General features: G+C 39.4%; 28 protein-coding genes. 20 read left to right on the plus strand and 8 right to left on the minus strand.

Features of this window, described 5'->3' with window-relative positions:
• Nucleotides 1-34: 34 nt before the first annotated feature.
• The gene (locus tag QCQ61_RS13660; RefSeq protein ID WP_279448200.1) at nt 35-385 is read right to left on the minus strand and encodes a 4Fe-4S binding protein; all 351 of its coding nucleotides are present in this window, start codon (nt 383-385) and stop codon (nt 35-37) included.
• A 63-nt stretch (nt 386-448) separates the two neighbouring features.
• Here QCQ61_RS13660 and QCQ61_RS13665 point away from each other — a divergent pair, with 63 nt between their 5' ends.
• From QCQ61_RS13665 to QCQ61_RS13700, 8 genes are all read left to right on the plus strand, one after another.
• Complete coding sequence (locus QCQ61_RS13665; RefSeq protein WP_279450272.1) at nt 449-1,456, plus strand: acyl-CoA reductase; 1,008 nt, start codon at nt 449-451, stop codon at nt 1,454-1,456.
• A 175-nt stretch (nt 1,457-1,631) separates the two neighbouring features.
• Nucleotides 1,632-2,699 carry a 3-phosphoserine/phosphohydroxythreonine transaminase gene (gene serC / locus QCQ61_RS13670; RefSeq protein ID WP_279448201.1) on the plus strand — a complete coding sequence of 356 codons (1,068 nt, stop codon included), beginning with the start codon at nt 1,632-1,634 and terminating at the stop codon, nt 2,697-2,699.
• A gap of 87 nt (nt 2,700-2,786) precedes the next feature.
• Nucleotides 2,787-3,743 carry a D-2-hydroxyacid dehydrogenase gene (locus QCQ61_RS13675; RefSeq protein WP_279448202.1) on the plus strand — a complete coding sequence of 319 codons (957 nt, stop codon included), beginning with the start codon at nt 2,787-2,789 and terminating at the stop codon, nt 3,741-3,743.
• 48 nt (nt 3,744-3,791) lie between these two features.
• Nucleotides 3,792-4,427 carry a DUF937 domain-containing protein gene (locus QCQ61_RS13680; RefSeq protein ID WP_279448203.1) on the plus strand — a complete coding sequence of 212 codons (636 nt, stop codon included), beginning with the start codon at nt 3,792-3,794 and terminating at the stop codon, nt 4,425-4,427.
• A 169-nt stretch (nt 4,428-4,596) separates the two neighbouring features.
• Complete coding sequence (locus QCQ61_RS13685; protein ID WP_279448204.1) at nt 4,597-5,019, plus strand: DUF6146 family protein; 423 nt, start codon at nt 4,597-4,599, stop codon at nt 5,017-5,019.
• Nucleotides 5,016-5,318 (plus strand): DUF6787 family protein, encoded by a 303-nt coding sequence (locus QCQ61_RS13690; RefSeq protein ID WP_279448205.1) that lies wholly within the window; start codon nt 5,016-5,018, stop codon nt 5,316-5,318. The genes QCQ61_RS13685 and QCQ61_RS13690 overlap by 4 nt, the downstream gene beginning before the upstream one ends.
• Nucleotides 5,315-5,644: a hypothetical protein gene (locus tag QCQ61_RS13695; RefSeq protein WP_279448206.1), complete on the plus strand. Its 330-nt coding sequence runs from the start codon at nt 5,315-5,317 to the stop codon at nt 5,642-5,644. The genes QCQ61_RS13690 and QCQ61_RS13695 overlap by 4 nt, the downstream gene beginning before the upstream one ends.
• A gap of 52 nt (nt 5,645-5,696) precedes the next feature.
• The gene (locus tag QCQ61_RS13700) at nt 5,697-7,910 is read left to right on the plus strand and encodes a TonB-dependent receptor (RefSeq protein ID WP_279448207.1); all 2,214 of its coding nucleotides are present in this window, start codon (nt 5,697-5,699) and stop codon (nt 7,908-7,910) included.
• A gap of 366 nt (nt 7,911-8,276) precedes the next feature.
• Here QCQ61_RS13700 and QCQ61_RS13705 read toward each other — a convergent pair whose 3' ends face one another.
• A complete protein-coding gene (locus QCQ61_RS13705) occupies nt 8,277-8,579 on the minus strand; it encodes a hypothetical protein (RefSeq protein WP_279448208.1) in 303 nt (100 codons plus the stop codon).
• Between the two features lie 72 nt (nt 8,580-8,651).
• Nucleotides 8,652-9,251, minus strand: a complete 600-nt coding sequence (gene folE, locus QCQ61_RS13710; protein ID WP_279448209.1) for a GTP cyclohydrolase I FolE — start codon at nt 9,249-9,251, stop codon at nt 8,652-8,654.
• 121 nt (nt 9,252-9,372) lie between these two features.
• Here folE and QCQ61_RS13715 point away from each other — a divergent pair, with 121 nt between their 5' ends.
• The 9 genes from QCQ61_RS13715 to QCQ61_RS13755 all read left to right on the plus strand — a co-directional run bounded on the left by QCQ61_RS13715 (nt 9,373) and on the right by QCQ61_RS13755 (nt 18,167).
• Complete coding sequence (locus tag QCQ61_RS13715) at nt 9,373-10,032, plus strand: ABC transporter ATP-binding protein (protein ID WP_279448210.1); 660 nt, start codon at nt 9,373-9,375, stop codon at nt 10,030-10,032.
• 71 nt (nt 10,033-10,103) lie between these two features.
• Nucleotides 10,104-10,868, plus strand: coding sequence for a TIGR02757 family protein (locus tag QCQ61_RS13720; protein ID WP_279448211.1), 765 nt, complete (start codon nt 10,104-10,106; stop codon nt 10,866-10,868).
• Between the two features lie 160 nt (nt 10,869-11,028).
• Nucleotides 11,029-12,234, plus strand: a complete 1,206-nt coding sequence (locus QCQ61_RS13725; protein WP_279448212.1) for a sensor histidine kinase — start codon at nt 11,029-11,031, stop codon at nt 12,232-12,234.
• Nucleotides 12,235-12,303: 69 nt separating this feature from the next.
• Nucleotides 12,304-13,500 (plus strand): sensor histidine kinase, encoded by a 1,197-nt coding sequence (locus tag QCQ61_RS13730; RefSeq protein WP_279448213.1) that lies wholly within the window; start codon nt 12,304-12,306, stop codon nt 13,498-13,500.
• Between the two features lie 45 nt (nt 13,501-13,545).
• Nucleotides 13,546-15,483, plus strand: a complete 1,938-nt coding sequence (locus QCQ61_RS13735; RefSeq protein WP_279448214.1) for a BatA domain-containing protein — start codon at nt 13,546-13,548, stop codon at nt 15,481-15,483.
• Nucleotides 15,480-16,733, plus strand: a complete 1,254-nt coding sequence (locus tag QCQ61_RS13740; protein WP_279448215.1) for a dihydroorotase — start codon at nt 15,480-15,482, stop codon at nt 16,731-16,733. The genes QCQ61_RS13735 and QCQ61_RS13740 overlap by 4 nt, the downstream gene beginning before the upstream one ends.
• Before the next feature lie 2 nt (nt 16,734-16,735).
• A complete protein-coding gene (locus QCQ61_RS13745; RefSeq protein ID WP_279448216.1) occupies nt 16,736-17,056 on the plus strand; it encodes a hypothetical protein in 321 nt (106 codons plus the stop codon).
• A gap of 50 nt (nt 17,057-17,106) precedes the next feature.
• On the plus strand, nt 17,107-17,430 hold the full coding sequence (locus tag QCQ61_RS13750) for a DUF4870 domain-containing protein (RefSeq protein WP_279448217.1): 324 nt from the start codon (nt 17,107-17,109) through the stop codon (nt 17,428-17,430).
• A gap of 77 nt (nt 17,431-17,507) precedes the next feature.
• Nucleotides 17,508-18,167, plus strand: coding sequence for an alpha/beta hydrolase (locus QCQ61_RS13755; protein ID WP_279448218.1), 660 nt, complete (start codon nt 17,508-17,510; stop codon nt 18,165-18,167).
• Nucleotides 18,168-18,169: 2 nt separating this feature from the next.
• Here the strand turns inward: QCQ61_RS13755 and QCQ61_RS13760 are convergent, their stop codons facing one another.
• Both QCQ61_RS13760 and QCQ61_RS13765 read right to left on the minus strand, forming a co-directional pair.
• Nucleotides 18,170-18,664, minus strand: coding sequence for a hypothetical protein (locus QCQ61_RS13760; protein ID WP_279448219.1), 495 nt, complete (start codon nt 18,662-18,664; stop codon nt 18,170-18,172).
• Nucleotides 18,665-18,666: 2 nt separating this feature from the next.
• The gene (locus QCQ61_RS13765; protein WP_279448220.1) at nt 18,667-19,446 is read right to left on the minus strand and encodes an MBL fold metallo-hydrolase; all 780 of its coding nucleotides are present in this window, start codon (nt 19,444-19,446) and stop codon (nt 18,667-18,669) included.
• A 168-nt stretch (nt 19,447-19,614) separates the two neighbouring features.
• Here QCQ61_RS13765 and QCQ61_RS13770 point away from each other — a divergent pair, with 168 nt between their 5' ends.
• Nucleotides 19,615-21,072, plus strand: coding sequence for a TonB-dependent receptor (locus QCQ61_RS13770; protein ID WP_279448221.1), 1,458 nt, complete (start codon nt 19,615-19,617; stop codon nt 21,070-21,072).
• Here the strand turns inward: QCQ61_RS13770 and bcp are convergent.
• A complete protein-coding gene (bcp, locus tag QCQ61_RS13775; RefSeq protein ID WP_279448222.1) occupies nt 21,069-21,521 on the minus strand; it encodes a thioredoxin-dependent thiol peroxidase in 453 nt (150 codons plus the stop codon). The genes QCQ61_RS13770 and bcp overlap by 4 nt on opposite strands.
• A gap of 30 nt (nt 21,522-21,551) precedes the next feature.
• On the opposite strand from bcp, the gene QCQ61_RS13780 reads away from it, so the two are divergent.
• The gene (locus QCQ61_RS13780; protein WP_279448223.1) at nt 21,552-22,211 is read left to right on the plus strand and encodes an endonuclease III domain-containing protein; all 660 of its coding nucleotides are present in this window, start codon (nt 21,552-21,554) and stop codon (nt 22,209-22,211) included.
• 98 nt (nt 22,212-22,309) lie between these two features.
• Here the strand turns inward: QCQ61_RS13780 and QCQ61_RS13785 are convergent, their stop codons facing one another.
• Nucleotides 22,310-22,462 carry a hypothetical protein gene (locus tag QCQ61_RS13785; RefSeq protein ID WP_279448224.1) on the minus strand — a complete coding sequence of 51 codons (153 nt, stop codon included), beginning with the start codon at nt 22,460-22,462 and terminating at the stop codon, nt 22,310-22,312.
• A 57-nt stretch (nt 22,463-22,519) separates the two neighbouring features.
• Nucleotides 22,520-23,104 carry an RNA polymerase sigma factor gene (locus tag QCQ61_RS13790; protein ID WP_279448225.1) on the minus strand — a complete coding sequence of 195 codons (585 nt, stop codon included), beginning with the start codon at nt 23,102-23,104 and terminating at the stop codon, nt 22,520-22,522.
• A gap of 266 nt (nt 23,105-23,370) precedes the next feature.
• On the opposite strand from QCQ61_RS13790, the gene uvrA reads away from it, so the two are divergent.
• Nucleotides 23,371-26,148: an excinuclease ABC subunit UvrA gene (uvrA, locus tag QCQ61_RS13795; protein ID WP_431605789.1), complete on the plus strand. Its 2,778-nt coding sequence runs from the start codon at nt 23,371-23,373 to the stop codon at nt 26,146-26,148.
• Nucleotides 26,149-26,306: the final 158 nt, after the last annotated feature.

The following is a 26,306-nucleotide window of genomic DNA, read 5'->3' on the forward strand; positions in this document are numbered from 1 at the left end:
AGGGCGATTTATTTTTGTTGAAATATATAAAAATTTACTTTTTGTGCATAAAGGCTTGCTTGGCCAGTAGTTCCTCATCGGTTTCTACGTTGTCCTCATCGGGAACGCAGCAATCTACGGGGCATACGGCGGCACATTGTGGTTCATCATGAAAACCTTTGCACTCGGTACATTTATCTGCTACTATAAAGTATATTTCGTCGCTTACAGGTTCTTGAGCTTCATTAGCATCTACCTGTTTTCCATTTGGAAGCACAACATTGCCTTCCAAGTCGGTGCCATCGGCATAACGCCAATCGTCGGCACCTTCATATATTGCCGTATTCGGGCATTCGGGCTCGCAAGCACCGCAGTTTATACATTCGTCTGTTATTATAATTGCCATGGTATTTACTTTTTCTAACTTTGCACAAATTTAATGCCTATAAAGGGTAACTCCAAAGGAAGTATGCAAATAAAGGACAGAATTAACGCTTTTATCAAATTAGGGAAATTTCTTGGCGAAATTAACACCGAAACCAATCATATTTTAAAGAAAGCCGAAGCGGAAAACGGATGGTTTACCCCGGATAATATATCATTTGCCTTAAAAAATTGGAGTCAGGCGCTGAGTGAAGAAAATTTGGAGCAGTGGGTTGCAGCGTATAATTTGGAGGAAGCACAGCCAAAAACCGTCGCTATTATTATGGCGGGCAATATTCCATTGGTGGGATTCCACGATTTTCTCTCTGTGTTAATTACGGGAAACAAGGTTTTGGCGAAGCTTTCGTCTAACGATAAAACCTTACTGCCCTATCTGGCAAGCCATTTAATATCCGTTGAGCCCAGATTTAAGGATTTAATTGAATTTACCGAAGGGAGACTGCAAAACTTTGATGCGGTAATAGCTACCGGAAGTAATAATACGGCGCGCTATTTTGAATATTACTTTGGAAAATACCCGAATATTATCCGCAAAAACCGAAATTCGGTTGCAGTGTTAACTGGGGAAGAAACCGAAGCTGAACTCGTAAAACTCGCCGACGATATTTTTAGGTATTTTGGATTGGGCTGCCGCAACGTTTCAAAAATTTACATTCCCGAAAACTATAATTTTGAAGCGTTTTTTAAGGCTATGTATAGTTGGAAGGCAATTATAAACAACCATAAGTACATCAATAATTACGATTACAACAAGGCGGTGTATTTAATGGACAGTTTTCCGCTCTTAGACAATGAGTTTATGATACTAAAGCAAGATACTGGCTTCTCCTCGCCTATTTCGGTGGTTTTTTACGAATTCTACCCAGGGTTGGAAAGTTTAAAAGCAGATTTAAAGGCGAATGAAATGCAGATTCAATGTTTGGTTTCAAAAGCAGGGTTTACCAATGAAGTTGCTTTTGGGGAAGCGCAACACCCACAACTTTGGGATTATGCCGACGGGGTAGATACGGTGGCATTTTTATTAAAAATTTAATGGGATACCCAGCAACTACGGCAAGTATATTTTATTTTTCAACCTAAAAAGCAACGGTATTAATTTGGGAGAATTATATAATTCCTACGGTTGATACTTCCTTGATAAAAAAACCATAATTGCCCAATATTTTAACTGCATAATTCACATCTTTGTTGTATAAATTTCACAAAAAATGAAGAAACATAATTTTAGCGCAGGGCCTTGCATATTACCGCAATCGGTTTTGCAACAAGCTGCCGCAGCTGTAAAAAACTTCAACGATTTAAACCTTTCGTTATTGGAAATTTCGCACCGAAGCAAAGATTTTGTTGCGGTAATGGACACTGCCCGAAGTTTGGCATTAACGCATTTGGGGCTTCAGAATAAAGGATACCAAGCCTTATTTTTGCAAGGTGGGGCGAGTATGCAGTTTTTGATGACGGCTTATAATTTATTGGAAAAAAAAGCGGCGTATTTAAACACCGGCACTTGGAGCGACAAGGCCATAAAAGAGGCTAAGCTCTTGGGGGAAGTGGTGGAAGTAGCATCATCAAAAAGCGATAACTTTAATTATATCCCAAAAAACTATAGTATTCCGGGCGATGCGGATTACTTTCACTGTACCAGTAATAATACCATTTTTGGTACGCAACTACAGCAGTTTCCCGAAACCGACATCCCGATGGTTTGCGATATGAGCAGCGATATTTTTTCGCGGCAGTTGGATTTTTCAAAATTCGATTTAATATATGCCGGGGCGCAAAAAAATATGGGGCCGGCGGGAGCTACGTTGGTGGTGGTAAAGGAAGAAATACTCGGAAAGGTTTCGCGCGCCATTCCATCTATGCTTAATTACAAGGTGCAGATAGGGAAAGAGAGTATGTTTAATACGCCATCGGTATTTGCGGTGTATGTTTCAATGTTGACCCTACAGTGGTTGGAGGATGCTGGGGGAATTTCTGCAATAGAAAAGGTAAACAATCAAAAGGCCGCCCTTCTTTATGCCGAAATAGATAGAAACTCACTTTTTGAAGGCTATGTAGCCAAGAAAGAGGACCGTTCTAAAATGAATGCCACCTTTAATTTAAAGGACGAACAGTTAAAAGCCACCTTTGACGATACTTTAAAACAGGCTGGTATTAGCGGGATAAACGGGCACCGTAGTGTTGGCGGGTACAGAGCATCTATGTATAATGCGCTGCCTTTGGAAAGTGTGGCGGTTTTGGTAGATGTTATGCAAACGGTTGAAAAAGGCGCTTAAAACTTAAAAGCGTAACAGCAGTAAAAATTATGGGTTGAATTTTGAATTCCCAAGAAGAATAAAATTAATAATAGGAAAGAATAAAACATGAAGATATTAGCAAATGACGGTATTTCAAAAAGCGGAGTAAAAGCGTTGGAAAATGCAGGTTTTGAAGTAATAGTAGTAAGTGTAGCGCAGGAACAGCTTCAAAATTACATCAACGAACACCATATAGAAGTACTTTTGGTACGCAGTGCCACCAAAGTGCGGAAAGATTTAATAGACAACTGCCCATCGTTAAAAATAATAGGTCGCGGTGGCGTTGGCATGGACAATATAGATGTGGATTACGCACTAAAAAACGGAATAAACGTAATAAATACCCCGGCGGCTTCTTCGGAGTCGGTTGCCGAGTTGGTATTTGCACATTTGTTTGGGGGCGTTCGCTATCTTCACGATGCCAATAGAAATATGCCATTAGACGGCGATACCAAGTTTAAGGAATTAAAGAAGAGTTACGGCTCGGGGCGCGAATTGCGCGGAAAAACATTGGGAATTATAGGCTTTGGGCGAATTGGGCGGCAGGTAGCCAAAATAGCTTTGGGCTGTGGGATGAAAGTAATTGCCAGCGACCACGAAGTTGGGGAAGCCGATATTACGCTTACTTTTTACGACGGACAGGAGGTTACTTTAAAAATAAAGACCGCGCCAATAGATAAGCTTATCAAAAAGAGCGATTTTATTAGTTTGCACGTGCCTTCACAATCGGGGTATTTAATTGGAAAAGACGAAATTGCCAAAATGAAAGACGGCGTGGGCATTGTGAACACTGCACGCGGTGGGATACTTAACGAAGCTGCACTTTTGGAAGCTATTGAGGATGGGAAGGTTTCGTTCGCGGCCTTGGATGTTTTTGAGAATGAGCCCACTCCTTCGATTAAAGTTTTAATGAATGACGCTATTTCGCTTACGCCACATATTGGTGCCGCCACAAACGAAGCGCAGGACCGTATAGGCATTGAGCTTGCCGAACAAATAATAAGCTTATTGACGAAGGCCTAAATAATTTTATTTACTTTAGTTGCCTACTAACTTAAACATCAGAAAATTATGCCTTCAATTTTAGATCTTCTCAGCAGCGATATGGGGCAGCAGCTTATTACTGCCGCAAGTGCCAAAACCGGTGAAACTCCCGAAAAAACTGCAAATGTATTGAGCATGGCGTTACCTGTTATTTTGGGAGCCATGCAAAAAAACGCTGCGAGTCCGCAGGGTGCACAAAGTTTAAACAGTGCCTTGGAGGACAATCGGCACGACGGTTCCATTTTAAACCAGCTGAGCGATTTATTGGGAAACCAAAGTGCAGACAGTAGTTTAATGAGCGATGGTGCAGGTATATTGGGCCACGTACTTGGCGGGAACCAACAAAAGGTGCAGCAGGGTATTAGCAAGGTAAGCGGCGTAGATGCCAATTCGGTAGCTAAGATTATACAGATGGCGGCACCTATATTGATGGGTATTTTGGGCAGCCAAAAACGAAAGGACAATGTAGATGAAAATGGGCTGGGCGATTTACTTGGGTCTGTAATGGGTAAAAATACAGACCACGACCAATCGCTAATAACAACGCTTTTAGACGCCGATGGCGATGGCAGCGTTATAGACGATATTGCCGGGATGGTTTTAGGTGGAAAAAAGAAAAAAGGAGGCCTTGGCGGTATGTTGGGCGGCCTCTTCGGGAAATAGCACTTTAATTTACTATAGATAATTGTACGCCGCCCTGTTAAAATGGGCGGTTTTCTTTTAAATGATTATTAAATACCGTGGGCTTCATATAACATTCGTTAACTTTGCAAAAATTCATTTTGATTGAAATTGCATGCCGAGCAGTTTTGAATCATAAAAGTTTAAACAGATGAAAAACATTTTTATACTAGCATTTTTATCCGTTGCAATCTTTAGTTGCGGTCCTGGTTCAAAAACCATTGGCGATACTTCTTCTTCGGAAATTGCTACCAACGACACTATTAAAATTGCGAACGAAGCGTTGGAATACGAGGTTATAATCGTAGAACCAGGTTTTGATTCCTGGCTAATTTCGCAACCGCCACGGGGATACTACGGGCAAACAAAATTAGAATCCAAAAACAGGCAATTTGTGGCCGAATACAACACACGGGTTTTAAATCCTACAAAGTATTCCAGAAACCTATATACCGAGCAAATAAACTACGATGCAGCTGTAGATTACGGGTACGAGGTAAATTATTTATTGTATAACTACTTTATGTATTTTCAGGAAAAATACAATGAAAAATTTATAGGAGGAAGAAATTGAAGAAGCTTAAAGAACGTTGGAATATTGAAACCAACGGCCAACTTGTTATAATATTTTTGGTTTTCGCAATTACCGGCAGTTCCGCAGCAAAGCTCGGGGCGCCCGTTTCGGAATTTTTAGAAGTACGGAAAGAAATGGGCTGGTATATTTACTGGCCATTCCGCATTTTAATAATCTTCCCGATTTATCAGGTATTATTGGTATTTTTTGGGTGGGTATTTGGAGAGTTCAACTTTTTTTGGAATTTTATTAAAAAGATGCTCAGCGGTATGGGCTTAGGATTTTTATTTAAAAAATGAAGGTTTTACAAAGGAAAATAATGCAAATTCTGGTAGCGACCATTTTTTCGGTTGCCCTGCTATTGCCCACTGCGGTAAGCTTTGCGCATTCCTTTGACGGCCATGAGCACAGAGCCTGTACCGATTTATCTACTCATCTTCACGAAAAGCAATTAGATTGTTCTATTTGCGATTTTCATTTTTCAATATTTAATTTTTCGCCAGAAAAGCTGCCCGAGTTTACAGTTTTTCACAGTTTTGAATGTGTAGCAACCGCTTATATTCTATCGGATTGCAGTTTACATACAAGGTATTATTTTCTTCGTGGTCCTCCTCTATTTTCTTGATTTTTAGCATTTCACATTAATTCAAAAATTTACATTTTAAAATCGAGAGCGCATGAAAAATTATTTATGCTTGCTGGCGGTGCTATTTTTGTACGCCACAGCGAGCTCACAAAATTCCTTAACGGGAAATATAACTTCAAAAAATACAAATGACCCTATTTCAGCAACCGTTTATATTCCGCAATTGGAAAAAGGAACGGTAGCCGATTTTGACGGTAATTACACTATAAACAACATTCCGGATGGCAATTATAATGTGGTATTCTCTTCGTTGGGATATGCCAGTGTGTCGAGGAAACTAAGTTTTACAAACCGAGAAACGGTAACGGAAAACCTGCAGTTGCAGGAAAGCGCCGTGGAAATGGAGGAGGTAATTATCTCTACGCCCTTTCATAAATTACAGAGCGATAATGTAATGAAAGTAGAACGCGTTTCTACGGACGAATTGCGGGCGTCAGGAGCGGTAACCCTTGCCGAGGGTATTAACACTATTGCCGGGGTAAATATAATTAGTACCGGCACGGGAATTGGCAAGCCCGTAATCCGCGGTCTAAGTTCCAATAGGGTTTTAACGTATGCCCAGGGCGTGCGTTTGGAAAACCAACAATTTGGAGATGAGCACGGCCTTGGCATCAATGAAGCGGGAATAGAGAGTGTGGAGGTAATTAAGGGGCCTGCTTCCCTACTCTACGGCAGTGATGCTTTGGGAGGCGTGCTATATTTAAACCCCGAAAAATTTGCACTTACGGGGGAAACTCAGGCCGATTTAAGCAGTAGCTATTTTTCAAATACTTTGGGAACTTCTACAAATCTGGGAATAAAAACCTCCGGTGAAAAATTGAAGTTTTTGGCCCGTGGTGCCTATGCCAGCTTTAGCGACTATAAATCGGGGGCGGCCTATAGGGTAACAAATTCGCGATTTAACGAGAAGGATTTTAAAGCCGGGGTTCAATACTCGGGGATTGCTTTTAAATCTACCCTTCGCTATAATTACAATCGGTCTAATATTGGTATTCCGGAGGAAATTGGGGTGCAATCGCGTTCGAAGGATCTGGAACTTCCGTTTCAGGAAATAGACAACCATATTTTAAGTATTGAAAATACTCTGTTTTTTAACAATTCCAGTTTAGACGTAAAAGCGGGTTATTTGTTTAACGACAGGCGCGAATTTGAGGATGAACCCGATGTAGCAGCGCTTCGGCTTAAACTGAATACGTTTAATTACGACCTAAAATATCACCTGCCGCAACTGGGTAATTTTGAAACTATTGTGGGCGTGCAGGGTATGTTTCAAAACAATAAAAATGAGGGAGAAGAAATTTTAATTCCCGATGCCAAAACTACGGATGTTGGGGTATTGGCTACCTCGCACTACCATTTGGAAAAGGTGGACCTGCAAGCCGGAGTTAGATTGGACACCCGAAAGATAAACAGCGAAGCTGCCGGCAGCCCAATGGACCAAGATTATATTGAAGCGTTAGATAAAAGTTTTACGAGTTTTACTGCGGCTTTGGGCGCTAAAATGGATTTGGTTGAAAAATTTTCTGTCCGCATTAATTTGGCGAGTGGCTTTCGCGCGCCCAATTTAGCCGAATTAACATCGGAAGGCGTGCACGAAGGAACAAACAGATATGAGCGCGGGAACAGCAGTTTAACAAACGAGCAGAATTTTCAGGCCGATCTTGCTTTGGAATACCGAAATGAGCATATAGAGTTTTTTGCGAATGGATTTTACAATGCTGTAAACAATTATATTTATTTGGCCCCCACCAATGAAATAATAGACAATACGGCAGTATATAATTACTTGCAGGACAATGCAGCGCTTTACGGTGGTGAATTTGGGTTTCACCTTCACCCGCATCCGTTGGATTGGTTGCATTTGGAGAGTAGTTTTGAAACCGTAACCGGAAAACTGGACGACAATGGGTATTTGCCATTAAGTCCGGCGAACAGTGTTCGGAATACATTTCGGGTAGAATTTGCGGACGGGAATGCTCGAAAAGCGAGTTCGGCCTTTATCACCCTTGAAAACACTTTTGACCAAAACAACGTCAGTATTTTTGAAACCAGAACGGCGGGTTATTCGTTAGTAAGTGCCGGAGTTGAGAGCAGTTTTACGCTTAATAAAATATTGTTGAAGGTAGGTTTAAACGGCACCAATTTAACCAACAAGCAATATGTTTCGCATTTGTCGCGGTTTAAGTTGGATAACATTTTAAACATGGGACGAAGTATAAACGTAAATTTAAAAGTAGAAATTTAATCAGTATTGTCCGATTAAAAATCATGTTTTTCCCCTACGGACATTTGTTTAGGTGCGATCTCTTGATTACCAATATTTTGTCCAGCTGGAGCAGTATGCCGTTAGGCATTAAATATGGGTAAAAAAATAGAGCCCCGTCAATTCCTAGTCCCGTAGGGACTACATACAATATGGGGTTTTCCAGAGTTAGTCATTACTTTTATCGGACAACAATGAAATTTAATATAAATGAGGATGTTTAAAAAGTAAAAAACAATCGGTTTGTCAGGTTGGGCGCAATCATAATTTAATTATATGTTCAAAAAACACAGCGTTCTAGACTGCGCTCGAACAGACATCCAAAATCACTTTTTAAACAGCCTCTTTTTATTCGTCGACCCGTATTTTAATAGTTTGTGGTTTTGGTTGTTTTTTCCAGACAAAGGTGTAGAGCCACATAAGAGTAAACGTTGGAATTACATCGGTAATGGGAAGTATTTCTTCTAAAAACACCAGGACTGAAGCAATTTTTCCTTCGGAGCCTTTGTACATTTCAGTCATTCTTTTTGCTGCAATGGGCGCCCATATTATGTCTAAAAACGGACCGATTAGAGGGATGGCCATGGTTGCCATGCCCACCAAATCTAAAACAATACCCTTTTTAAGTAATTTATATTTTTCGTTTTTCATTATATTTTTTTTTCGCTTGCAGTAGTACAAAAAACATTCCAAGAAATCGCGATGCCAAAATCGGTAAAAAAGTTACGACAGGTCGTGACTTATTAATTTTAAAAATTCGCTGCGGGTTTCTATGGCTTCAAATTGTCCGCGAAAGCCCGAGGTGGTAGTAACACTGTTTTGTTTTTGTACTCCGCGCATCATCATACACATATGCGAAGCTTCAATTACTACGGCCACGCCCGTAGGTTTTAGGGTATTGTTTATGCACTCCAGGATGTCGTGTGTAAGGCGTTCCTGCACTTGTAATCTACGTGCAAAAACATCTACTACGCGCGGTATTTTACTGAGTCCGACTATATGTCCGTCGGGAATATAGGCAATATGTGCCTTGCCGAAGAAGGGGAGCATATGGTGCTCGCACAATGAATACAGCTCAATATCCTTGATGATAACCATATCGTGATAAGACTCGGCGAACATAGCGCCTTTTAAAATTTCGGCTGGATCTTGGCAGTTGCCGGAAGTTAAAAACTGAATGGCTTTTGCTGCACGTTCGGGTGTTTTTACAATACCTTCGCGCTTAACATCTTCTCCGATGGTTCCTAAAATATTACCGTAATCATTAATTAAACTATCGGTAACGGGCTGGTTATACTCTTCAAAATATTTGTATGATGCCATGTATTTTCTATTTAAAAATTGCAATTCAAAAATAGACACATAAGTTTAAATAAAAACAATAATACCCATCAGATTGTATTATAGCAGTATAAATAGTACTTTCACGGTTTAAATTTTTGCTATGATTGAAGCCCAAAATATTCATAAATACTACGACAATCTCCACGTTTTAAAAGGCGTTTCGCTACATATTAAAAAGAGCGAAATAGTTTCAATTGTCGGGGCATCGGGGGCTGGAAAAACTACCTTACTACAAATTTTGGGAACATTGGATGCTTTTGATTTGACTAAAAGCAAATTGGTAATAAACGATATAAACATCGGTTCCCTTTCGGGGAAGCAACTGGCGCAATTTAGAAATGAAAATTTGGGGTTTATTTTTCAATTCCACCAATTACTTCCGGAATTTACGGCATTGGAAAACGTTTGTATTCCCGCGTTTATAAAAAACACACCCAAGGCCCAAGCCACTAAAAGAGCCAAGGAACTACTGTCCTTTTTAGGGCTCTCGCACCGCGAGGATCACAAGCCCAACGAGCTTTCCGGAGGGGAGCAGCAACGGGTGGCCGTAGCGCGCGCTTTAATAAATAATCCCGCCATAATTCTTGCGGACGAACCCAGCGGAAATCTCGATACAGAAAGTGCCGAAAATCTTCATAATTTATTCTTTCGGCTGCGGGATGAATTTGGACAGACGTTTGTAATTGTTACCCATAATGAGGAGCTCGCGAATATGGCGGATCGAAAATTGGTAATGCAGGATGGGGTTATAGTGGAATAGGAATTGAAAAAGAAATTCACCGACTGCAAATTAGTTCACGTACGTTTCTGGAGGGAGGTAAAATATAGACTATGAACAAGCACGAATTGAAATCATTTTTGGATGAAAAGGTTCGTATGTATAACAATCCGAATTTTATTGAAACCGATCCGATACAAATCCCGCATCTTTTTTCAAAAAAGGAAGATATTGAAATTGCAGGGTTTTTGGTAGCTACCATTGCTTGGGGAAACCGAAAGAGCATAATAAACAACGGGCAAAGACTGATGGAAATGATGGAGGGTGCGCCTTTTGATTTTGTGATGAATTTTTCGGAAAAGGAAGCGGCTTCACTTTCAACTTTTGTACACCGTACTTTTAACAGTTACGACCTTGTTTATTTTTTAAGGGCGCTGCAGAACATTTATAGAAATCACGGCGGGCTGGAGCGTGTTTTCGCGAAAAACGCAGGAGCAGATTCAATGCAGGCAGCAATACATCATTTTAAAAAAACCTTTTTTGAATTGCCGCATGCAACGAGAACGGAAAAACACGTGAGCGATCCCTTAAAAAATTCGGCTGCCAAACGAATAAATATGTTTTTGCGCTGGATGGTGCGGCGCGATACGGCCGGAGTAGATTTTGGAATTTGGAAGAGCATCCCTCCCGCCCTACTCTCGTGTCCGTTAGACGTACACAGTGGCAATGTAGCGCGCAAATTAAAACTTTTAACCCGAAAACAGAACGATGCAAAGTCATTGCTGGAGTTGGATACGAACTTGCGAAAAATGGACGCTGCAGATCCTGTTAAATATGATTTTGCGCTATTTGGATTAGGAGTGTTTGAAGGGTTTTAATTCATTTTGAGTTACTTGGCCTTTAGACGAACGCTTTTGAGTAAATGTTTAATCCATTTCACATAAAAAAATTTTGGCGAAATTTTCCACTTAAAATGTTGTACATTTACCGAAAATCCTTAAACAACAAGCTGTTTAAGGCTTTGATAAAACAACAACCTTGATTAAACCAAAATTTCCCGTTGACGAGCAGCAACGATTAGCTGCGCTCCGATCGTATCATTTATTAGATACTTTGCCTGAAAAGGACTTTGACAATATTACCGCGGTAACAGCGAATATTTGCGATGTTCCCATTTCGCTGGTTACCTTGTTGGATGCCGACCGCAATTTTTTAAAATCGCAGTACGGACTTTCCTTAAATGAAACGCCACGGGATATTTCCTTTTGTGGGCACGCAATTTTAGACGAAAGCAACATTTTTATTGTTGAGGATGCCAGAAAGGACGAGCGGTTTAAGGACAATCCGTTAGTGACGGAGATGAATGCCATTTTTTATGCGGGCGTGCGATTGGTAAATTCTGATGGGTACCCACTTGGCACTCTTTGTGTTTTTGATACCAAACCACGAACGTTAACCAAATCGCAGCAGAAGGCGCTTGTAGCTTTGGCTTATCAGGTGGTAAATTTGTTTGAGGCGCGAAAGCACAACCGGATGTTGCTTACTGCCCAGGCAGAACTCGAGGAGCGCAACGAGGAGTTAAAGCATTTTGCGGGTATAGTATCGCACGATATGAAGATGCCTTTGGCGAATATGATTATTACTTCAGATATGTTGCGCACTAAATACGGGCAATTATTGGATGAACAGGGAAGAGACTATTTGGATTATATAAAGCAGTCGTCTTTTACTTTAAGCGAATATATTACCGGGCTTTTAGAGCATTATGAAACCAACAAAACCGCAGCTTTCCGCAGTGAAGTTTTTGATAGCCAGGATATGTTGGAAGAAATAATAGAGCTTTTGAACATTAATATGGACTGCGAGATAAACCTGCCGGAAGAAAATATTGAAATGCAGGCCAATAAGGTAGCGCTAGAGCAAATTTTGCTGAACCTAATAGGAAACAGTTTAAAGTATAACGATAAGGAAAAAATAAGGATAGATATAGATTGCCGTGAAAAAGACGGCATGTACTATTTTGAAATCACAGACAACGGGATGGGTATTCCCAACAATCAACTTTCTAAAATTTTTGATTTATTTGTTACTAATAACACTTTAGATCGGAATGGAAAAAAGGGGAACGGCATTGGACTTTCTACCGTAAAAAAACTTGTAAACAGACTTGAAGGCAATATAGAAGCGTCGTCGGTTTTAGGCGAGGGCACAACTGTTAAGTTTAATATAAAGAAGTTAGATTAAAAAATAGACGCTATAATTTTTGCTACTCATAGATTATAATAACCACTATAAGCACAGATTTTTTTTATTATGATCTCTCCCGAAATACCTGAAAATGAAGCAGCCCGCCTTGCTGAATTAAAAAGATACGATTTACTGGACACCCTTTCCGAAGAAAATTTTGACAATATTACAAGTCTTATTGCCGCTATTTGTGAGGTACCAATTTCACTAATAACCTTGTTGGATAGTGAGCGGAATTTTTTTAAATCGCATTTTGGACTCGATTTTAATGAATCGCCGCGGAATATTTCGTTTTGTGGGCACGCGATTATGCAGGAGGAGGATATTTTTATAATTGAAGACGCAACAAAAGACGAGCGTTTTTACGACAACCCTTTGGTTTTAGAAGCCAATGCCCAATTTTACGCGGGGGTTCCGCTTATAAACCACAATGGTTATAAACTGGGAACTTTATGTGTATTTGACTATAAACCCAGGCAATTAACCGAAATACAGATTACTTCCTTAAAATCTTTGGCCAAGCAAGTGGTGAATTTGCTTGAGTTACGTAAAAAAAATAAACGCCTCGTTGAATATCAGAAGGAGCTGCAATCTAGAAATGAACGGTTAACCACCTTTGCCCACGTAGTATCGCACGATTTAAAGTCGCCGTTGGCCAATATTATTTCGCTAACCCGGATGCTCACGGAAGAGAATGACCAAAACCTCTCTGAAGACTCTGAGCTTTATCTTTCATATATAGAAGAATCGTCGCAAACGCTAAACAACTACATCAATGGTATTTTAAGTTTTTACAAGGCAGATGTGCTGCTGGAATCCCAGAATGAAGACGTTGCCCTGACCAAGCTTTTTAAGGTAATAGACGAAACCTTAATTGGCGAGGATACGGTTTTTGAATTTCCGAAGGATGTAGTTTTAAGGAACGTAAACAAAGCGGCGCTCACACAAATATTCCTAAATTTAATCGATAACAGCTTAAAGTACAATTTAAATGAAAAGCGCCTTGTTTCGGTATCGTATGTTGAAGAAATGCAATTTCATAAATTCGCGATTAAAGACAACGGTATGGGGATTGATTTAGGAGTTCAAGAAGAAATTTTCAATTTATTTAAAACTACGGGCATTAAAGATCGCAACGGGAAGGAAGGAACGGGAATAGGATTGGCCACTGTAAAAAGCTTAGTTTCAAAGCTCGGAGGCACCATTTCGTTACAATCTAAATTGGATTGCGGAAGTACCTTCACCTTTACTATACAGAAATAGCAATTATTACGTTGCATTTTTTATCTTTGGGCAATATTTATAGGAATGCAGTTAAAACACCCAGAAATTCTTTACGCTCTTTTCCTGCTGCTCATCCCGATATTTATTCATCTTTTTCAACTTCGGCGTTTTCAAAAAGTAGATTTTACCAACGTTGCTTTTCTTAAAAAAGTAAGCATTAAAACGCGTAAAAGTTCGCAGCTAAAAAAGTGGCTTACCCTATTTATGCGATTGCTGGCAATGGCGTGCCTAATTATTGCCTTTGCCCAACCATTTACGGCCGCAAAAAATGCGCTGGCTACCCAAAAGGAAACCGTAGTGTATATAGACAACTCGTTTAGTATGCAGGCAAAAGGTAGCAGCGGTGCAATTTTGGAGCGGGCGCTGCAGGATTTGTTTAACAAAATTAGCGGCACCGAAAAAATAAGTTGGTTTACAAACAATGCCGAACATAAAAATGTATCGGCAGAGGATTTTAAAAGTGAGGTACTTTCCGTAGCGTATTCGCAAAACCAGTTAAGTCCGAATGAAGTTTTACTAAAAGCCAATCAGTTATTTTCGGACGAACAAGGCGTTTTAAAGAGGTTGGTTTATCTGTCCGATTTTCAGCAACAAGCGGCCTTTCCGCCCATACCGGAAGATGTAATCGTAGATGCGGTGCAGTTAAAACCGGTGAAAGCATTTAATATAGCCATAGACAGTGTGTTTATAGCTTCAAAAAATGCCTCTGTTACGCAGCTTAAGGTGAAGGTGTCTAAGCCGCAGCAAACGCAGGGTAGCAATGAAATTTCCGAAGCGCCAATTTCACTATTTAACAAGGATAGATTAATTGCTAAAACTGCGATAAACTTCTTGGAAAACACGGATGGAACGGTTGCCTTTGATATAGACAATCAGGAAGAATTTATTGGAAAATTAGAGGTTAACGATCCCAATCTCACCTTTGACAACACTTTATTTTTTAGTATCAACAAGCCGGGGAAGATAAAAGTTTTGGCCATTAATGAAGCAGATGGCAACTTTTTACAACGACTGTTTGAAAAGGAGGAGTTTCAGTTTACGCAGCAAACCTTTAAAACATTGAACTACAACGAAATTCCCGATCAAAATTTTATTGTTCTCAATGAGCTAGCCGAAATTCCGGCGCCGCTTATTACTGCGTTAAAGGCATATAGCGACGATGGCGGGAGCATTTTGGTTATTCCACCGGAGCAGGCAGATTTAAACAGCTATAACAACTTTTTGTTACGTATGGGCTTGGGGAGTATTTCGGAGGAAAGAAGTAGCGAAAAGCAAATTACGAAGATTGTTTTTTCACATCCGTTGTTTAAGGATGTATTTGAAAAAGAAGTGGCAAATTTTCAATATCCTACGGTTAATTCGTATTACGATATTTCAACAAATGCGTCGCCCGCAATTGGTTATGAGGACCGGCAGCCATTTTTGGTTGAAAGAAATAATACCTATTTCTTTACGGCAGCTATAAACAAGACGAATAGCAATTTTCAAAATTCGCCATTGGTGGTGCCTACAATTTACAATATGGCTTTACAGAGTTTGCCCTTGCCGCGTTTGTATTATACAATTGGCCAGCAAAACACCATTGCAGTACCAGTAAAATTGGGGCCTGATGAAATTCTTACCATAAGGGATAGCACGTCGCAATTTATACCGTTGCAGCAAACGAAGGCCAATTATGTGCTTTTAACCACGACCGATGAGCCTACACAAGCGGGCAATTACGAAATAGTGAAAGAAGCCCAATTTCTGGAGAATATAAGTTATAATTACGACCGCAGCGAAAGCCAATTACTGTATTTAAATCCCGAGAATTGGGATGGAGCCAAAGTTTACAATTCGGTGGAAGCTCTTTTTGATTCTATAGCCGAGGCGAACGAAATTAACAGTTTTTGGAAATGGTTTGCTATTTTTGCCATGCTCTTTTTACTTTTTGAAATGCTTATTCTAAAATTCTACAAATGAAGATACTACTGAAATCCGCTACCATTGTAGATGCTTCCAGCGAGCATCATTTAAAAAAACGCGATGTTTTAATAGAAGATGGTAAAATTTCAAAAATTGCTGCAACCATTGCTTCTTCGGCTAAAGTAAAGGAAGTAATTCTAAAAAATTTACATATTTCGCAAGGGTGGTTTGACAGTAGTGTTTCCTTTGGCGAACCGGGTTTTGAGGAACGGGAAACTGTAGAAAACGGTTTAAAGACGGCTGCTTACAGCGGATTTACAGGGGTTGCCGTAAACGCAAATAGCTTTCCGGTAACCGATAGCAAAGGACATATAAAATTTTTAAAATCGAAAGCCGAAAACAAGGCGGTAAATCTGTATCCGGTTGGAGCATTAACCGTTGGCAGTAAGGGGGTTGACCTAGCTGAGCTGTTCGATATGAAAAATGAAGGCGCCGTAGCTTTTTACGATTATAAAAATCCGATTACCAATGCAAACCTTTTAAAAATTGCGCTGCAATACAGTCAGAATTTTGACGGTTTGGTTCAGTCGTTTCCCTTTGAAAAATCGGTAGCGCGCAACGGAATGGTAAATGAAGAAGTGAACAGTACCCGTTTGGGTTTAAAAGGAATTCCGGCACTTGCGGAAGAACTTCAAATTATTCGCGATTTATATATTTTGGAATATACTGGAGGGAAACTTCACATACCGACTATTTCAACTAAAAAGTCGGTTGAATTAATCAGGAATGCCAAGAAAAAAGGATTGGATGTAAGTTGTAGCGTTTCAATTTTTAATCTTGTACTTACAGACGACGTTTTGGAAGATTTTAACACCCATTACAAAGTTATACCTCCCTTGAGAACAAATGCAGACAACAAAGCCTTGCTAAAAGGATTAATGGACGGAACCATAGACGGGCTTACCAGCGACCACAACCCAATAGATGTGGAACACAAAAAAACAGAGTTTGAACAAGCCTATTTTGGCAGTATTGGTTTGGAGGGATGTTTTGGCGCACTAAACCAGCTGTTGGGAATGGAGGATACTGTAAAAGCATTAACGGGTTTAAAGGCAACTTTCGGGATTGGTTTAAACGAAATAAAAGAGGGAAACCAGGCCGAGCTTACCCTATTTAATCCCGAAGACACTAAGATATTTTCTGAAAAGGATATACTTTCAACTTCAAAAAACGCCGCGCTGTTAGGGGTAAAATTAAAAGGCAACCCTTACGGAATTATTGCAAATAACCAATTGGCACTTAATTAAGAATGAAAACTTCGCCAGCAGGAAAATCGACCGCCCTTATAGCCTACGCCCCTTTTGTAGGATTTTTAATCGCCTACTTTATCAACCGGGATGAGCAGCACGAATTTGCAACTTGGCATATTAAAAATATGTTTGGGTTATTTATACTGTTTGTAGTAGCAATGGTTGTACAGTCGCAAATTAATCTTACTGCCGGAGACGTGCTGTGGGTTATATGTTTTGTGCTGTGGTTATACTCTTGGGCTATGGCCTATTTTAACAAGCGGCAGGCTATTCCTATTTTAAGTGAAAAATTTCAGGAGTGGTTTACATTTTTAAGTTGAAAGTATTGGTTATCTTAGCTTTAAATTATTACTAACCAATAAATTTAGATATGGAAGCAAGTACAAACAACGGTAAAACCGTAGCCATAATAGCATACATTACCTTAATTGGCTGGATAGTGGCGCTCATAATGAACAATAAGGATAAAACCGCATTGGGATCGTTTCACGTTAGGCAAGCATTGGGTATTATGTGTGTAGGGGTTATTCTTTCAATAATTTCGGGTATAATAGACATTTACATTCTTTCGCGCGTGGTGTATCTGGCGGTTTTGGTACTGTGGATACTCGGGCTAATTAGCGCTGCACAGGGCGAAATGAAACCAGTGCCCGTAGTTGGGGAAAAATTCCAGGAATGGTTTAAAGGAATATAAATTTTTAAACAATTTTAACGAGACCTTTTATACTGAAAGACCTTCAGTTTAAAAGGTCTTGCTTATTTTTGCACTCTATGGAAAAGCAAACATTACTTTTAGACCACAATTATAGACCGGCCGCAAATGCGTCAGAAAATCCGCCTGCCATTATTATGCTCCACGGATTTGGAAGCGATGAAAACGACTTGTTTTCATTTGCAAACGAATTGCCCGAAAAATACGCTATTATTTCGCTTAAGGCACCCATTAGATTAGAGCCGTACGGCAATGCTTGGTACAATATATATTTTGACAATGCACAGGGAAAATTTAGCGACGACGAACAGGCGATTGCCTCCCGCGAATTAGTTTCAAAATGTATTGATGAAGTTGTAACAAAGTATAAAATAGACCCCAAAAACGTAACGCTGTTGGGGTTTAGCCAAGGAACGATACTCAGTTTTGCCGTGGCGTTAAGTTACCCTGAAAAGGTTAAAAACGTAATAGGTTTAAGCGGGTATATTAATGAAGAAATATTAAAGGAAGGCTATGCCAACAATAACTTTAGCAAATTGAAGGTATATTCATCACACGGAAATGCAGATCAGGTAATTCCGGTACAGTGGGCGCGTAAAACCAAGCCATTTTTAGACAATCTGAATATAAATTGCACCTATTCAGAATTTGCTGTTGGGCACGGCGTAGCACCGCAGAATTTTTACGAATTAAAAAATTGGCTGGCAGAAAATTCGTAACCCTATTGCGGATACAGAAATGAACCGAGCGTGGTTAATTCCAATTCGTTCTCATTATTGAAAGAATAAGCCAGAATCATTTCGCCCCAATATTTACCGTCGGTAAAATCTGCAAGAATCCATTTGTGGTTTAGGAATTTCAATTTATTTATTTTCATATCGCCGTCCATTCCTTCAAAAGGCACCAAAGGATTATTTCCTTTTTTTAAGTTGAAATCATATATTTGATCGGAAACCTTGGCTTCAACATCGGCGGCCTCGTATCCCATATTTTCAAAATAGGTCATTGCGTTATCATTTCCATCTAACGAAAAATAATTTAAATCGCTCATTGAGCGCTGAAGCGTTTTGATGGAATCGTTCGCTTTTTCAACTTTGGCCTCTAAAAGTTCGATACGTTTTTCTTGCGATTCAAAAATGCTTTTTTCACTCATATATAAAAAGATGATAAAAAGCACTGCAAAAAGAAACAGGTACATAAATATTTTATTTTTCATAATTAGATTGTTATTGTAAGTGTATCGTAAGCTAAGTATACGTTTTCGGGTAGCTTTTTTTCCACTTCCTCGTGAAAGCCCATAACGTGGCTAATGTGTGTAAAATATGTTTTTTGTGGTTTTACCTTTTCAACAAAGGCTAAGGCTTCTTCAATATTAAAGTGCGAATAATGACGTTCTTCGCGAAGGGCGTTGATTACCAAAACCTTGCTGCCCTTTACTTTTTCGGCTTCGGTATCCGAAATGGTTTTAACATCGGTTAAATAGGTAAAATCGGCCACCCGAAACCCCAAAACGGGAAGGGATGCGTGAAAGGCTTCAATGGCAATTACCTCTTGGTCGCCGATGGTAAAGGGGGTGTTTTTATCTATTTGAACGGGGGTAATACTGGGCGCGCCGGGATATTTATTTTCTAGTGCAAAAATATAGGCAAAGCGTTCTTTTAGCGATTTAAAAACCCGGGCGTGCGCATAAAAAGGCAAGCTCTTGCCCTGCATAAAATTAAACGGGCGAATATCGTCTAAGCCGGCGGTATGGTCGCTGTGTTCGTGTGTGAGCAAAACACCGTCTAATCTGTTTACGTGTTCGCGCAGCATTTGCTGTCTGAAATCCGGCCCACAATCTATTACATAAACAAATTTATTCCAACGCAATAAAACCGATACCCGTAAGCGTTTATCCTTAAAATCCGTGCTTTTACAAACTGGGTGGTCGCTACCAATAACAGGAATACCTTGTGAAGTTCCCGTGCCGAGAAAAGTAACTGTAAGTTCTGAATTCATCTGCTTAAAATTGTATTTTTTTTATGGGCAGATACAACATAAACAATCCGCATTTGGATCTATTTTTTAAGTTTGGGAACCTATGTTTCATCTTCGCAAAAATAATGGTATTTTTTTTGTTTACCTATTGTATTCGCTACCTTTGTTAATTAAATTTAGAACGTTACTATGCCAGAATCCATAATTGGTGATAAGGAATTTGAAGATATTCCTTCCATAAAAAGTAAGGCTTTACGAATTAACCTAAACGAAAATATTTACGGCACTTTTGCCGAGATTGGCGCTGGGCAGGAAACGGTTCGTAATTTTTTTAGGGCTGGTGGGGCATCGGGAACTATCGCCAAGACCATGTCTGCCTACGATAAGGACTTTAGCGATGCTATTTACGGTATTGAAGAAGACGGCAGATATGTAACCGAGTCGCGCTTACAGAAAATGCTTACCCATGAATTTAAACTTATTGAGGAGCGCATTAATCGCGATAAGCACCCCAACCGATTGTTTTTTGCGTTTGCCAATACGGTGGCTACAATAGATTTTGCAAAAAAATACAAGGGCCACGGTTGGTTAGGCATTCGCTATCAGATTGATCCAAAGGAAGCTTATAACGAAATAACCCTGCATATACGCTTTCATGAAAACGATGCGCAATTGCAACAAATTACCTTGGGCACCTTGGGGGTAAACCTTATTTACGGCGCTTACTATAAATACGATCAGCCCAATAAATTGCTTCGGTACCTCTACGATCATATTGACAAGGACAAGATTGAAATAGACACCATTAATTTTTCGGGACCGCGTTTTGCGAAGGTTGACAATAGGTTAATGAGCCTTCAACTTATTAAAAACGGAATGACCGATGCGGTTATGTTTAATCCCGAAGGCCATAATATACTTCCGGCACGGATACTTTATAAGAAGAATATTTTAGCGCTTAGGGGTAGTTTTAGACCTGTTACCAAGGTAAATATAGATATGTTTGAACGTTCGTACGAAATGTTCTTAAATGAAAACAGGGTAGAGAAAGATCGAACAGAAGTTATTTTTGAAATTACGCTTTCTAACTTGCGTGCCGAAGGGGAAATAGACGAAGAAGATTTTATGGACCGTGCCAAACTGCTATGTTCGTTAGGGCATACGGTTATGATTTCAAATTTTCAGGAATATTACAAGCTGGTTGAATATTTTTCGCGATACACCAAAATGCGTATGGGACTGGCCATGGGCGTTAACAATTTGATAGATATTTTTGACGAAAAGTATTATCGCCATTTAAGCGGGGGCATATTAGAAGCCTTTGGCAAGTTGTTTTTTAAAGATTTAAAGGTGTATTTATACCCGATGAAAGACCCCGAAACTGGGGAGTATATTACCAGTGAAAATTTAAAGGTACACCCCCGAATGAAAGAACTGTACAAGTTTTTTAAATACAACGGGAAGGTAGTTGATATAACGGACTACAAACCTGAGAACATGAATATATTCTCGCGCGAGGTTTTATCAATGATTGACAAACAGGAAGATGGCTGGGAAGAAATGCTACCTCCGGGAGTTTCGGAAATCATTAAGAAAAAACGCCTCTTTAATTGTAAGGCCGAGGTGGAAAAAGCAGATAATGCCTAAATTAATATTTGGGCTGCGTGATCTTTGGTTTTAACCTTGTCTATTACGTGGGTTATTGTTCCTGTTTTATCCATAATAAATGTTTTCCGATGAATTCCGTCGTATGTTTTCCCCATAAATTTTTTTGGGCCCCATACTCCAAAACCATTTATTACTTCTTTGTTTTCATCGGCCAATAGCGGAAAAGGAAACTTGTATTTTTCGCTAAAGTTTTTTTGGCGTTTTTCGCTATCGGCACTAACGCCGAGCAGCTCATAACCAGCTTTTTGAAGTTCTTTATAGTTATCGCGCAGATTGCAAGCTTGGGCGGTGCAGCCTGGGGTACTGGCTTTTGGATAGAAAAAAACAATCCATTTTTTTCCTTTATAATCTTTGGAAGATATACTATTTCCATCCTGGTCGTTAACTTTAAAATCTGGAGCCTTATCTCCTACTTGTAATGTTGTCATTATACCTATTTTTGTATAAAAGTACTTAAAATGACCAAGCAAGAAAAGGTAACATTTGTTATTGATACGTTAAATAAAATTTATCCACAAGTCCCCATTCCCTTAGAACATAAAGACCCGTATACTTTATTAATAGCCGTTTTACTATCGGCACAGAGTACGGATGTTCGGGTTAATCAAATTACTCCGTTATTGTTTGAAGTAGCAGACAATCCATATGATATGGTAAAGCTTACTGTTGAAGAAATACGGGAGATTATAAAACCCGTGGGGCTATCGCCTATGAAAGCCAAAGGAATTCACGGGCTTTCAGAAATTTTAATCGAAAAATACAATGGCGTGGTCCCCGCCGATTTTGAAGCCCTTGAGTCATTTCCGGCGGTTGGGCATAAAACGGCGAGTGTCGTAATGAGTCAAGCCTTTAATATTCCAGCTTTTCCGGTAGATACGCACATTCACAGATTAATGTATCGTTGGGGATTTACAAATGGTAAAAACGTAGTACAGACAGAAAAAGATGCAAAGCGATTATTTCCAAAAGATTTATGGAATACACTGCATCTTCAGATTATTTGGTACGGAAGGCAATATTCTCCTGCGCGTGGCTGGGATTTAGAAAAGGACATAATTACAAAAACTATTGGTAGAAAATCTGTAATTAAGGAGTATTTAAAGAAAGTGAAAAAATGATTGGCATTAGAAAAGGAAGGACAAAAGACATTGTTTTTTAATGAGAGGGTAGAAATAAAAAAAAACCCTGAAAAGCTAATTCCAGGGTTTTCCAAAGTTTAGTTTAGAAGCGCTTCAAACTTCATTTTATGGTAATCTATAACACTTAAAGCCATTGAATAATCCAGAAGAAATTTTATGGTTTCCTCTTTTGGAACTAATTTTTTATTCACGCTGTCCACACGTGATGTTTCAGAGTAAAATTTTTGCATAGAATATTATTTAGAGGTTATATTTCCAAATAACGAAGCAAAAATTATTTTATTGTACTAATTGGTTAATATAATATTGTGTTTATCAATCACTTTCCGCAAATTAATAAGTGCATATCGCATACGTCCGAGCGCGGTGTTAATACTCACCCCGGTTTGCTCACTTATTTCCTTAAAGCTCATATCCTTATACATTCGCATAATTAACACTTCTTTTTGGTCGTCCGGCAATTCTTGGATAAGCCTACGTACGTCATCTTCCACCTGCCCTTTAATCATTTGTTTTTCTATATTCAGCGAATTGTCGCTCAACACCGAAAATATATTAAAATCGGTATTGTTTTCAAATTTGGGCATGCGGTTGTTTTTTCTGAAATAATCTATCACCAAATTATGCGCAATTCGCATAACCCACGGAAGAAATTTCCCCTCTTCGTTGTAAGCTCCTTTCTTTAAAGTTTTAATAACTTTAATAAAGGTATCCTGGAAAATATCTTCTGCGACATCCCTATCGAAAACTTTAGAATAAATAAAACTGTAAATACGTTGCTTGTGGCGTGTTATTAGCTCACAAAGTGCAGATTCATTACCGTTCATATAAGCGTTTACCAAAAACGCATCAGAGTTTGTGCCTTGTTTCATATCACTACTTTTTTAAAAAATAAACAACTATGGATTTGGTTGCTTAGTTAAAATGTTTATTTGTTAAAAGTAAAGATCAGCTATAGGCAATATTTTTTTTATATGACGTTAAGAGCCGTAAATATAACAACAAAGAAATTACAAATGCAAAGAAAAGGTTAAATTTCTCGTAAAAAATAATAAATATCGTCAAATGTGCTTTGCTGAGACCGATATAGTATCTTTGCAGCCCCAATAGTTATCGGGATTAAAAAAGGAGAATTACATTGAATATTGAAACTATAGACATCAAAAAAAACATCCTTATCCAGGGTGCTAAATTACACAACTTAAAAAATATTACCGTTGCCATTCCACGCAATAAGTTGGTGGTAATTACGGGGCTTTCCGGTAGCGGAAAATCCAGTTTGGCATTTGACACCCTATATGCAGAGGGCCAACGCCGATACGTTGAGAGTCTTTCCAGTTATGCCCGTCAATTTTTAGGCAGATTAGACAAGCCCAAGGTAGATAGCATTAAAGGCATTTCGCCGGCAATTGCAATTGAACAAAAAGTAAACTCGACCAACCCACGCTCTACAGTGGGCACCTCTACTGAAATTTACGATTATTTAAAATTGCTCTATACGCGAATTGGAAAAACAATTTCGCCAATTTCGGGGAGGGAAGTAAAAAAAGACACCACTACAGACGTAATAAAGTTTATAAAGGAATTTCCGGAAGGCGAAAAAATGCTTCTCCTCGCTCCCATTCACTTGGAAGAGGGCCGAAGTATGGAGAACAAAATTAAGGCGTTGGCGCAACAAGGGTATTCGCGAATTAAAGTTGCAAATGAAGTTTTGCGAATTGATGAACTTAAAGATAAATCCTTCCCCAAAAAAATAGATTTGGTGATAGATAGAATTATCACCAAAAACGAAGAAGACTTTTACAATCGTCTGGCAGACGCCGTTGAAATTGCCTTTTTTGAAGGCAAGGGAGAGTTGTATATTGAAATGCTTTCTTCGAATAAAATAACAGAATTCAACAATAGGTTTGAAGCCGACGGCATGGTTTTTATGGAGCCAAATGCGCATCTATTTAGCTTTAATAATCCGTATGGCGCTTGCCCGGTTTGCGAAGGATACGGCGATGTTATTGGGATAGACGAAGATTTGGTAATTCCGAATACGGCCCTGTCAATCTATGAAAATGCCATCTTTCCGTGGCGGGGTGACAGTATGAGTTGGTATCGCGATCAATTGGTAAACAATGCGTATAAATTCAATTTTCCAATACACAAACCGTGGTTTGAATTAACATCTGAGCAGCAGCAACTCGTCTGGGATGGCAACTCATATTTTGAGGGGTTACATTCTTTCTTTTCGTATTTGGAATCGAAAAGCTATAAAATTCAAAATCGGGTAATGCTCTCTCGCTACCGCGGAAAAACGAAATGCGCAACCTGTAAAGGCAAACGCCTGCGTCCGGAAGCTGCTTACGTAAAAATAAACGGCACGGCCATCCAAGAGTTGGTGGAGCTGCCGTTAAATAAAACTGCTGAATTCTTTCAGAATCTGCAACTTTCAGAATACGACCAAAAGGTGGCAAAGCGTTTGCTGCTGGAAATAAACAATCGACTTCGATTTTTGCAGGATGTCGGGCTGGGCTATTTAACGTTAAACAGAAAATCGAATACGCTCTCGGGTGGCGAATCGCAACGAATAAACCTCGCCACCTCTTTGGGCAGTAGCCTTGTGGGGTCTATGTATATTTTAGATGAACCTAGTATAGGGCTTCATCCAAAAGACACCGAAAGACTTATAGTAGTGCTAAAATCACTCCGCGATTTGGGCAATACGGTAATTGTGGTAGAGCATGACGAAGACATTATGAAAGCCGCAGACGAAATAATAGATATTGGTCCCGAAGCGGGAACTTTTGGCGGCGAAGTGGTATCGCAAGGGAGTTATGATGAAATATTAAAGTCGGATTCGCTTACTGCAAAATATTTAAATGGCCGAATGGAGATTGAAGTACCGGAGAAAAGACGCACTTCAAAAAACAAGATTTCCATTACTGGAGCACGACAGAATAATTTAAAGAATATAGATGTTACATTTCCGCTAAATGTTTTTACTGCGGTAACGGGAGTTTCGGGAAGTGGAAAAAGTACGTTGGTGAAAAAAATACTGTATCCTGCCCTGATGCGGCAAATTGGAGGATATGGCGAAAAACCCGGGCAATTTTCAGAAATTAAAGGCGATTTTAATACCATTAAAAGCATAGAATTTATTGACCAAAACCCAATTGGTCGTTCCAGCCGAAGTAATCCGGTAACTTATATTAAGGCGTATGACGATATTCGGAATCTGTACGCATCGCAAAAACTTTCTGATATTCGCGGGTATAAGGCCAAGCACTTTAGTTTTAACGTAGATGGCGGGCGCTGTGAAACCTGTAAAGGTGAAGGTGAAGTAACCATTGAAATGCAGTTTATGGCCGATGTGCATTTAGTGTGCGATGTTTGTAACGGAAAACGTTTTAAAAAGGAAGTGTTGGAAGTAACTTTTCAAGGTAAAAACATAGACGATATTCTTACGATGACCGTTGATGATGCCGTAGCGTTTTTTGGCAATTCCAAGCAAGAAAAAATTGTATCAAAATTACAACCGTTGCAAGATGTGGGTCTTGGGTATGTGCAATTGGGGCAAAGCTCCTCTACCCTTTCCGGCGGCGAGGCGCAACGTATTAAATTGGCTTCCTTTTTAGTGAAAGGAACTTCAAAAGAAAAAACGGTTTTTATTTTTGACGAACCCACTACAGGCCTTCACTTTCACGATATTAAAAAATTACTCGCATCGTTTTATGCGCTTTTGGAAAAGGGCCATACAGTTATTGTTGTGGAACATAATTTAGATTTAATAAAATGCGCAGATTTTATAATTGATTTGGGACCCGAAGGCGGAGAAAACGGCGGAAAAGTGGTTGCAGCCGGCACACCAGAAACGGTTGCAAAAAACCAAGAATCGTTTACCGCCGAATATCTGAGAGAAAAACTTTAAATTGTTTTTACACTATTTAATTTGCTGGAATTGCAAGCCGATTTGTTCCCGAGCAATTAAAATTTCAACTAATTTTTTGGCACACTAATTGAAACCAATACAATAGAAATAAGATTTTTAGTTTTTGGTTGGTTAGTTTTAAAAATCCGTTACAGCTT

The sequence above is a fragment of the Aequorivita marisscotiae genome (assembly GCF_029814825.1).
GTDB lineage: Bacteria > Bacteroidota > Bacteroidia > Flavobacteriales > Flavobacteriaceae > Aequorivita > Aequorivita marisscotiae.

Excerpts from the sequence above, each read along its gene's own strand:
- QCQ61_RS13680 (WP_279448203.1), top strand. The coding sequence starts at position 3,792 with ATGCCTTCAATTTTAGATCTTCTCAGCAGCGATATGGGGCAGCAGCTT.
- QCQ61_RS13740 (WP_279448215.1), top strand. The coding sequence starts at position 15,480 with ATGAAGATACTACTGAAATCCGCTACCATTGTAGATGCTTCCAGCGAG.
- QCQ61_RS13695 (WP_279448206.1), top strand. The coding sequence starts at position 5,315 with ATGAAGGTTTTACAAAGGAAAATAATGCAAATTCTGGTAGCGACCATT.
- folE (WP_279448209.1), bottom strand. The coding sequence starts at position 9,251 with ATGGCATCATACAAATATTTTGAAGAGTATAACCAGCCCGTTACCGAT.
- QCQ61_RS13730 (WP_279448213.1), top strand. The coding sequence starts at position 12,304 with ATGATCTCTCCCGAAATACCTGAAAATGAAGCAGCCCGCCTTGCTGAA.
- QCQ61_RS13660 (WP_279448200.1), bottom strand. The coding sequence starts at position 385 with ATGGCAATTATAATAACAGACGAATGTATAAACTGCGGTGCTTGCGAG.
- QCQ61_RS13705 (WP_279448208.1), bottom strand. The coding sequence starts at position 8,579 with ATGAAAAACGAAAAATATAAATTACTTAAAAAGGGTATTGTTTTAGAT.
- QCQ61_RS13715 (WP_279448210.1), top strand. The coding sequence starts at position 9,373 with ATGATTGAAGCCCAAAATATTCATAAATACTACGACAATCTCCACGTT.
- QCQ61_RS13735 (WP_279448214.1), top strand. The coding sequence starts at position 13,546 with ATGCAGTTAAAACACCCAGAAATTCTTTACGCTCTTTTCCTGCTGCTC.
- QCQ61_RS13790 (WP_279448225.1), bottom strand. The coding sequence starts at position 23,104 with ATGAAACAAGGCACAAACTCTGATGCGTTTTTGGTAAACGCTTATATG.
- QCQ61_RS13770 (WP_279448221.1), top strand. The coding sequence starts at position 19,615 with ATGCCAGAATCCATAATTGGTGATAAGGAATTTGAAGATATTCCTTCC.
- QCQ61_RS13745 (WP_279448216.1), top strand. The coding sequence starts at position 16,736 with ATGAAAACTTCGCCAGCAGGAAAATCGACCGCCCTTATAGCCTACGCC.
- QCQ61_RS13665 (WP_279450272.1), top strand. The coding sequence starts at position 449 with ATGCAAATAAAGGACAGAATTAACGCTTTTATCAAATTAGGGAAATTT.
- QCQ61_RS13675 (WP_279448202.1), top strand. The coding sequence starts at position 2,787 with ATGAAGATATTAGCAAATGACGGTATTTCAAAAAGCGGAGTAAAAGCG.
- QCQ61_RS13700 (WP_279448207.1), top strand. The coding sequence starts at position 5,697 with ATGAAAAATTATTTATGCTTGCTGGCGGTGCTATTTTTGTACGCCACA.
- QCQ61_RS13780 (WP_279448223.1), top strand. The coding sequence starts at position 21,552 with ATGACCAAGCAAGAAAAGGTAACATTTGTTATTGATACGTTAAATAAA.
- QCQ61_RS13785 (WP_279448224.1), bottom strand. The coding sequence starts at position 22,462 with ATGCAAAAATTTTACTCTGAAACATCACGTGTGGACAGCGTGAATAAA.
- QCQ61_RS13720 (WP_279448211.1), top strand. The coding sequence starts at position 10,104 with ATGAACAAGCACGAATTGAAATCATTTTTGGATGAAAAGGTTCGTATG.
- QCQ61_RS13685 (WP_279448204.1), top strand. The coding sequence starts at position 4,597 with ATGAAAAACATTTTTATACTAGCATTTTTATCCGTTGCAATCTTTAGT.
- bcp (WP_279448222.1), bottom strand. The coding sequence starts at position 21,521 with ATGACAACATTACAAGTAGGAGATAAGGCTCCAGATTTTAAAGTTAAC.
- QCQ61_RS13760 (WP_279448219.1), bottom strand. The coding sequence starts at position 18,664 with ATGAAAAATAAAATATTTATGTACCTGTTTCTTTTTGCAGTGCTTTTT.
- serC (WP_279448201.1), top strand. The coding sequence starts at position 1,632 with ATGAAGAAACATAATTTTAGCGCAGGGCCTTGCATATTACCGCAATCG.
- QCQ61_RS13765 (WP_279448220.1), bottom strand. The coding sequence starts at position 19,446 with ATGAATTCAGAACTTACAGTTACTTTTCTCGGCACGGGAACTTCACAA.
- QCQ61_RS13750 (WP_279448217.1), top strand. The coding sequence starts at position 17,107 with ATGGAAGCAAGTACAAACAACGGTAAAACCGTAGCCATAATAGCATAC.
- QCQ61_RS13755 (WP_279448218.1), top strand. The coding sequence starts at position 17,508 with ATGGAAAAGCAAACATTACTTTTAGACCACAATTATAGACCGGCCGCA.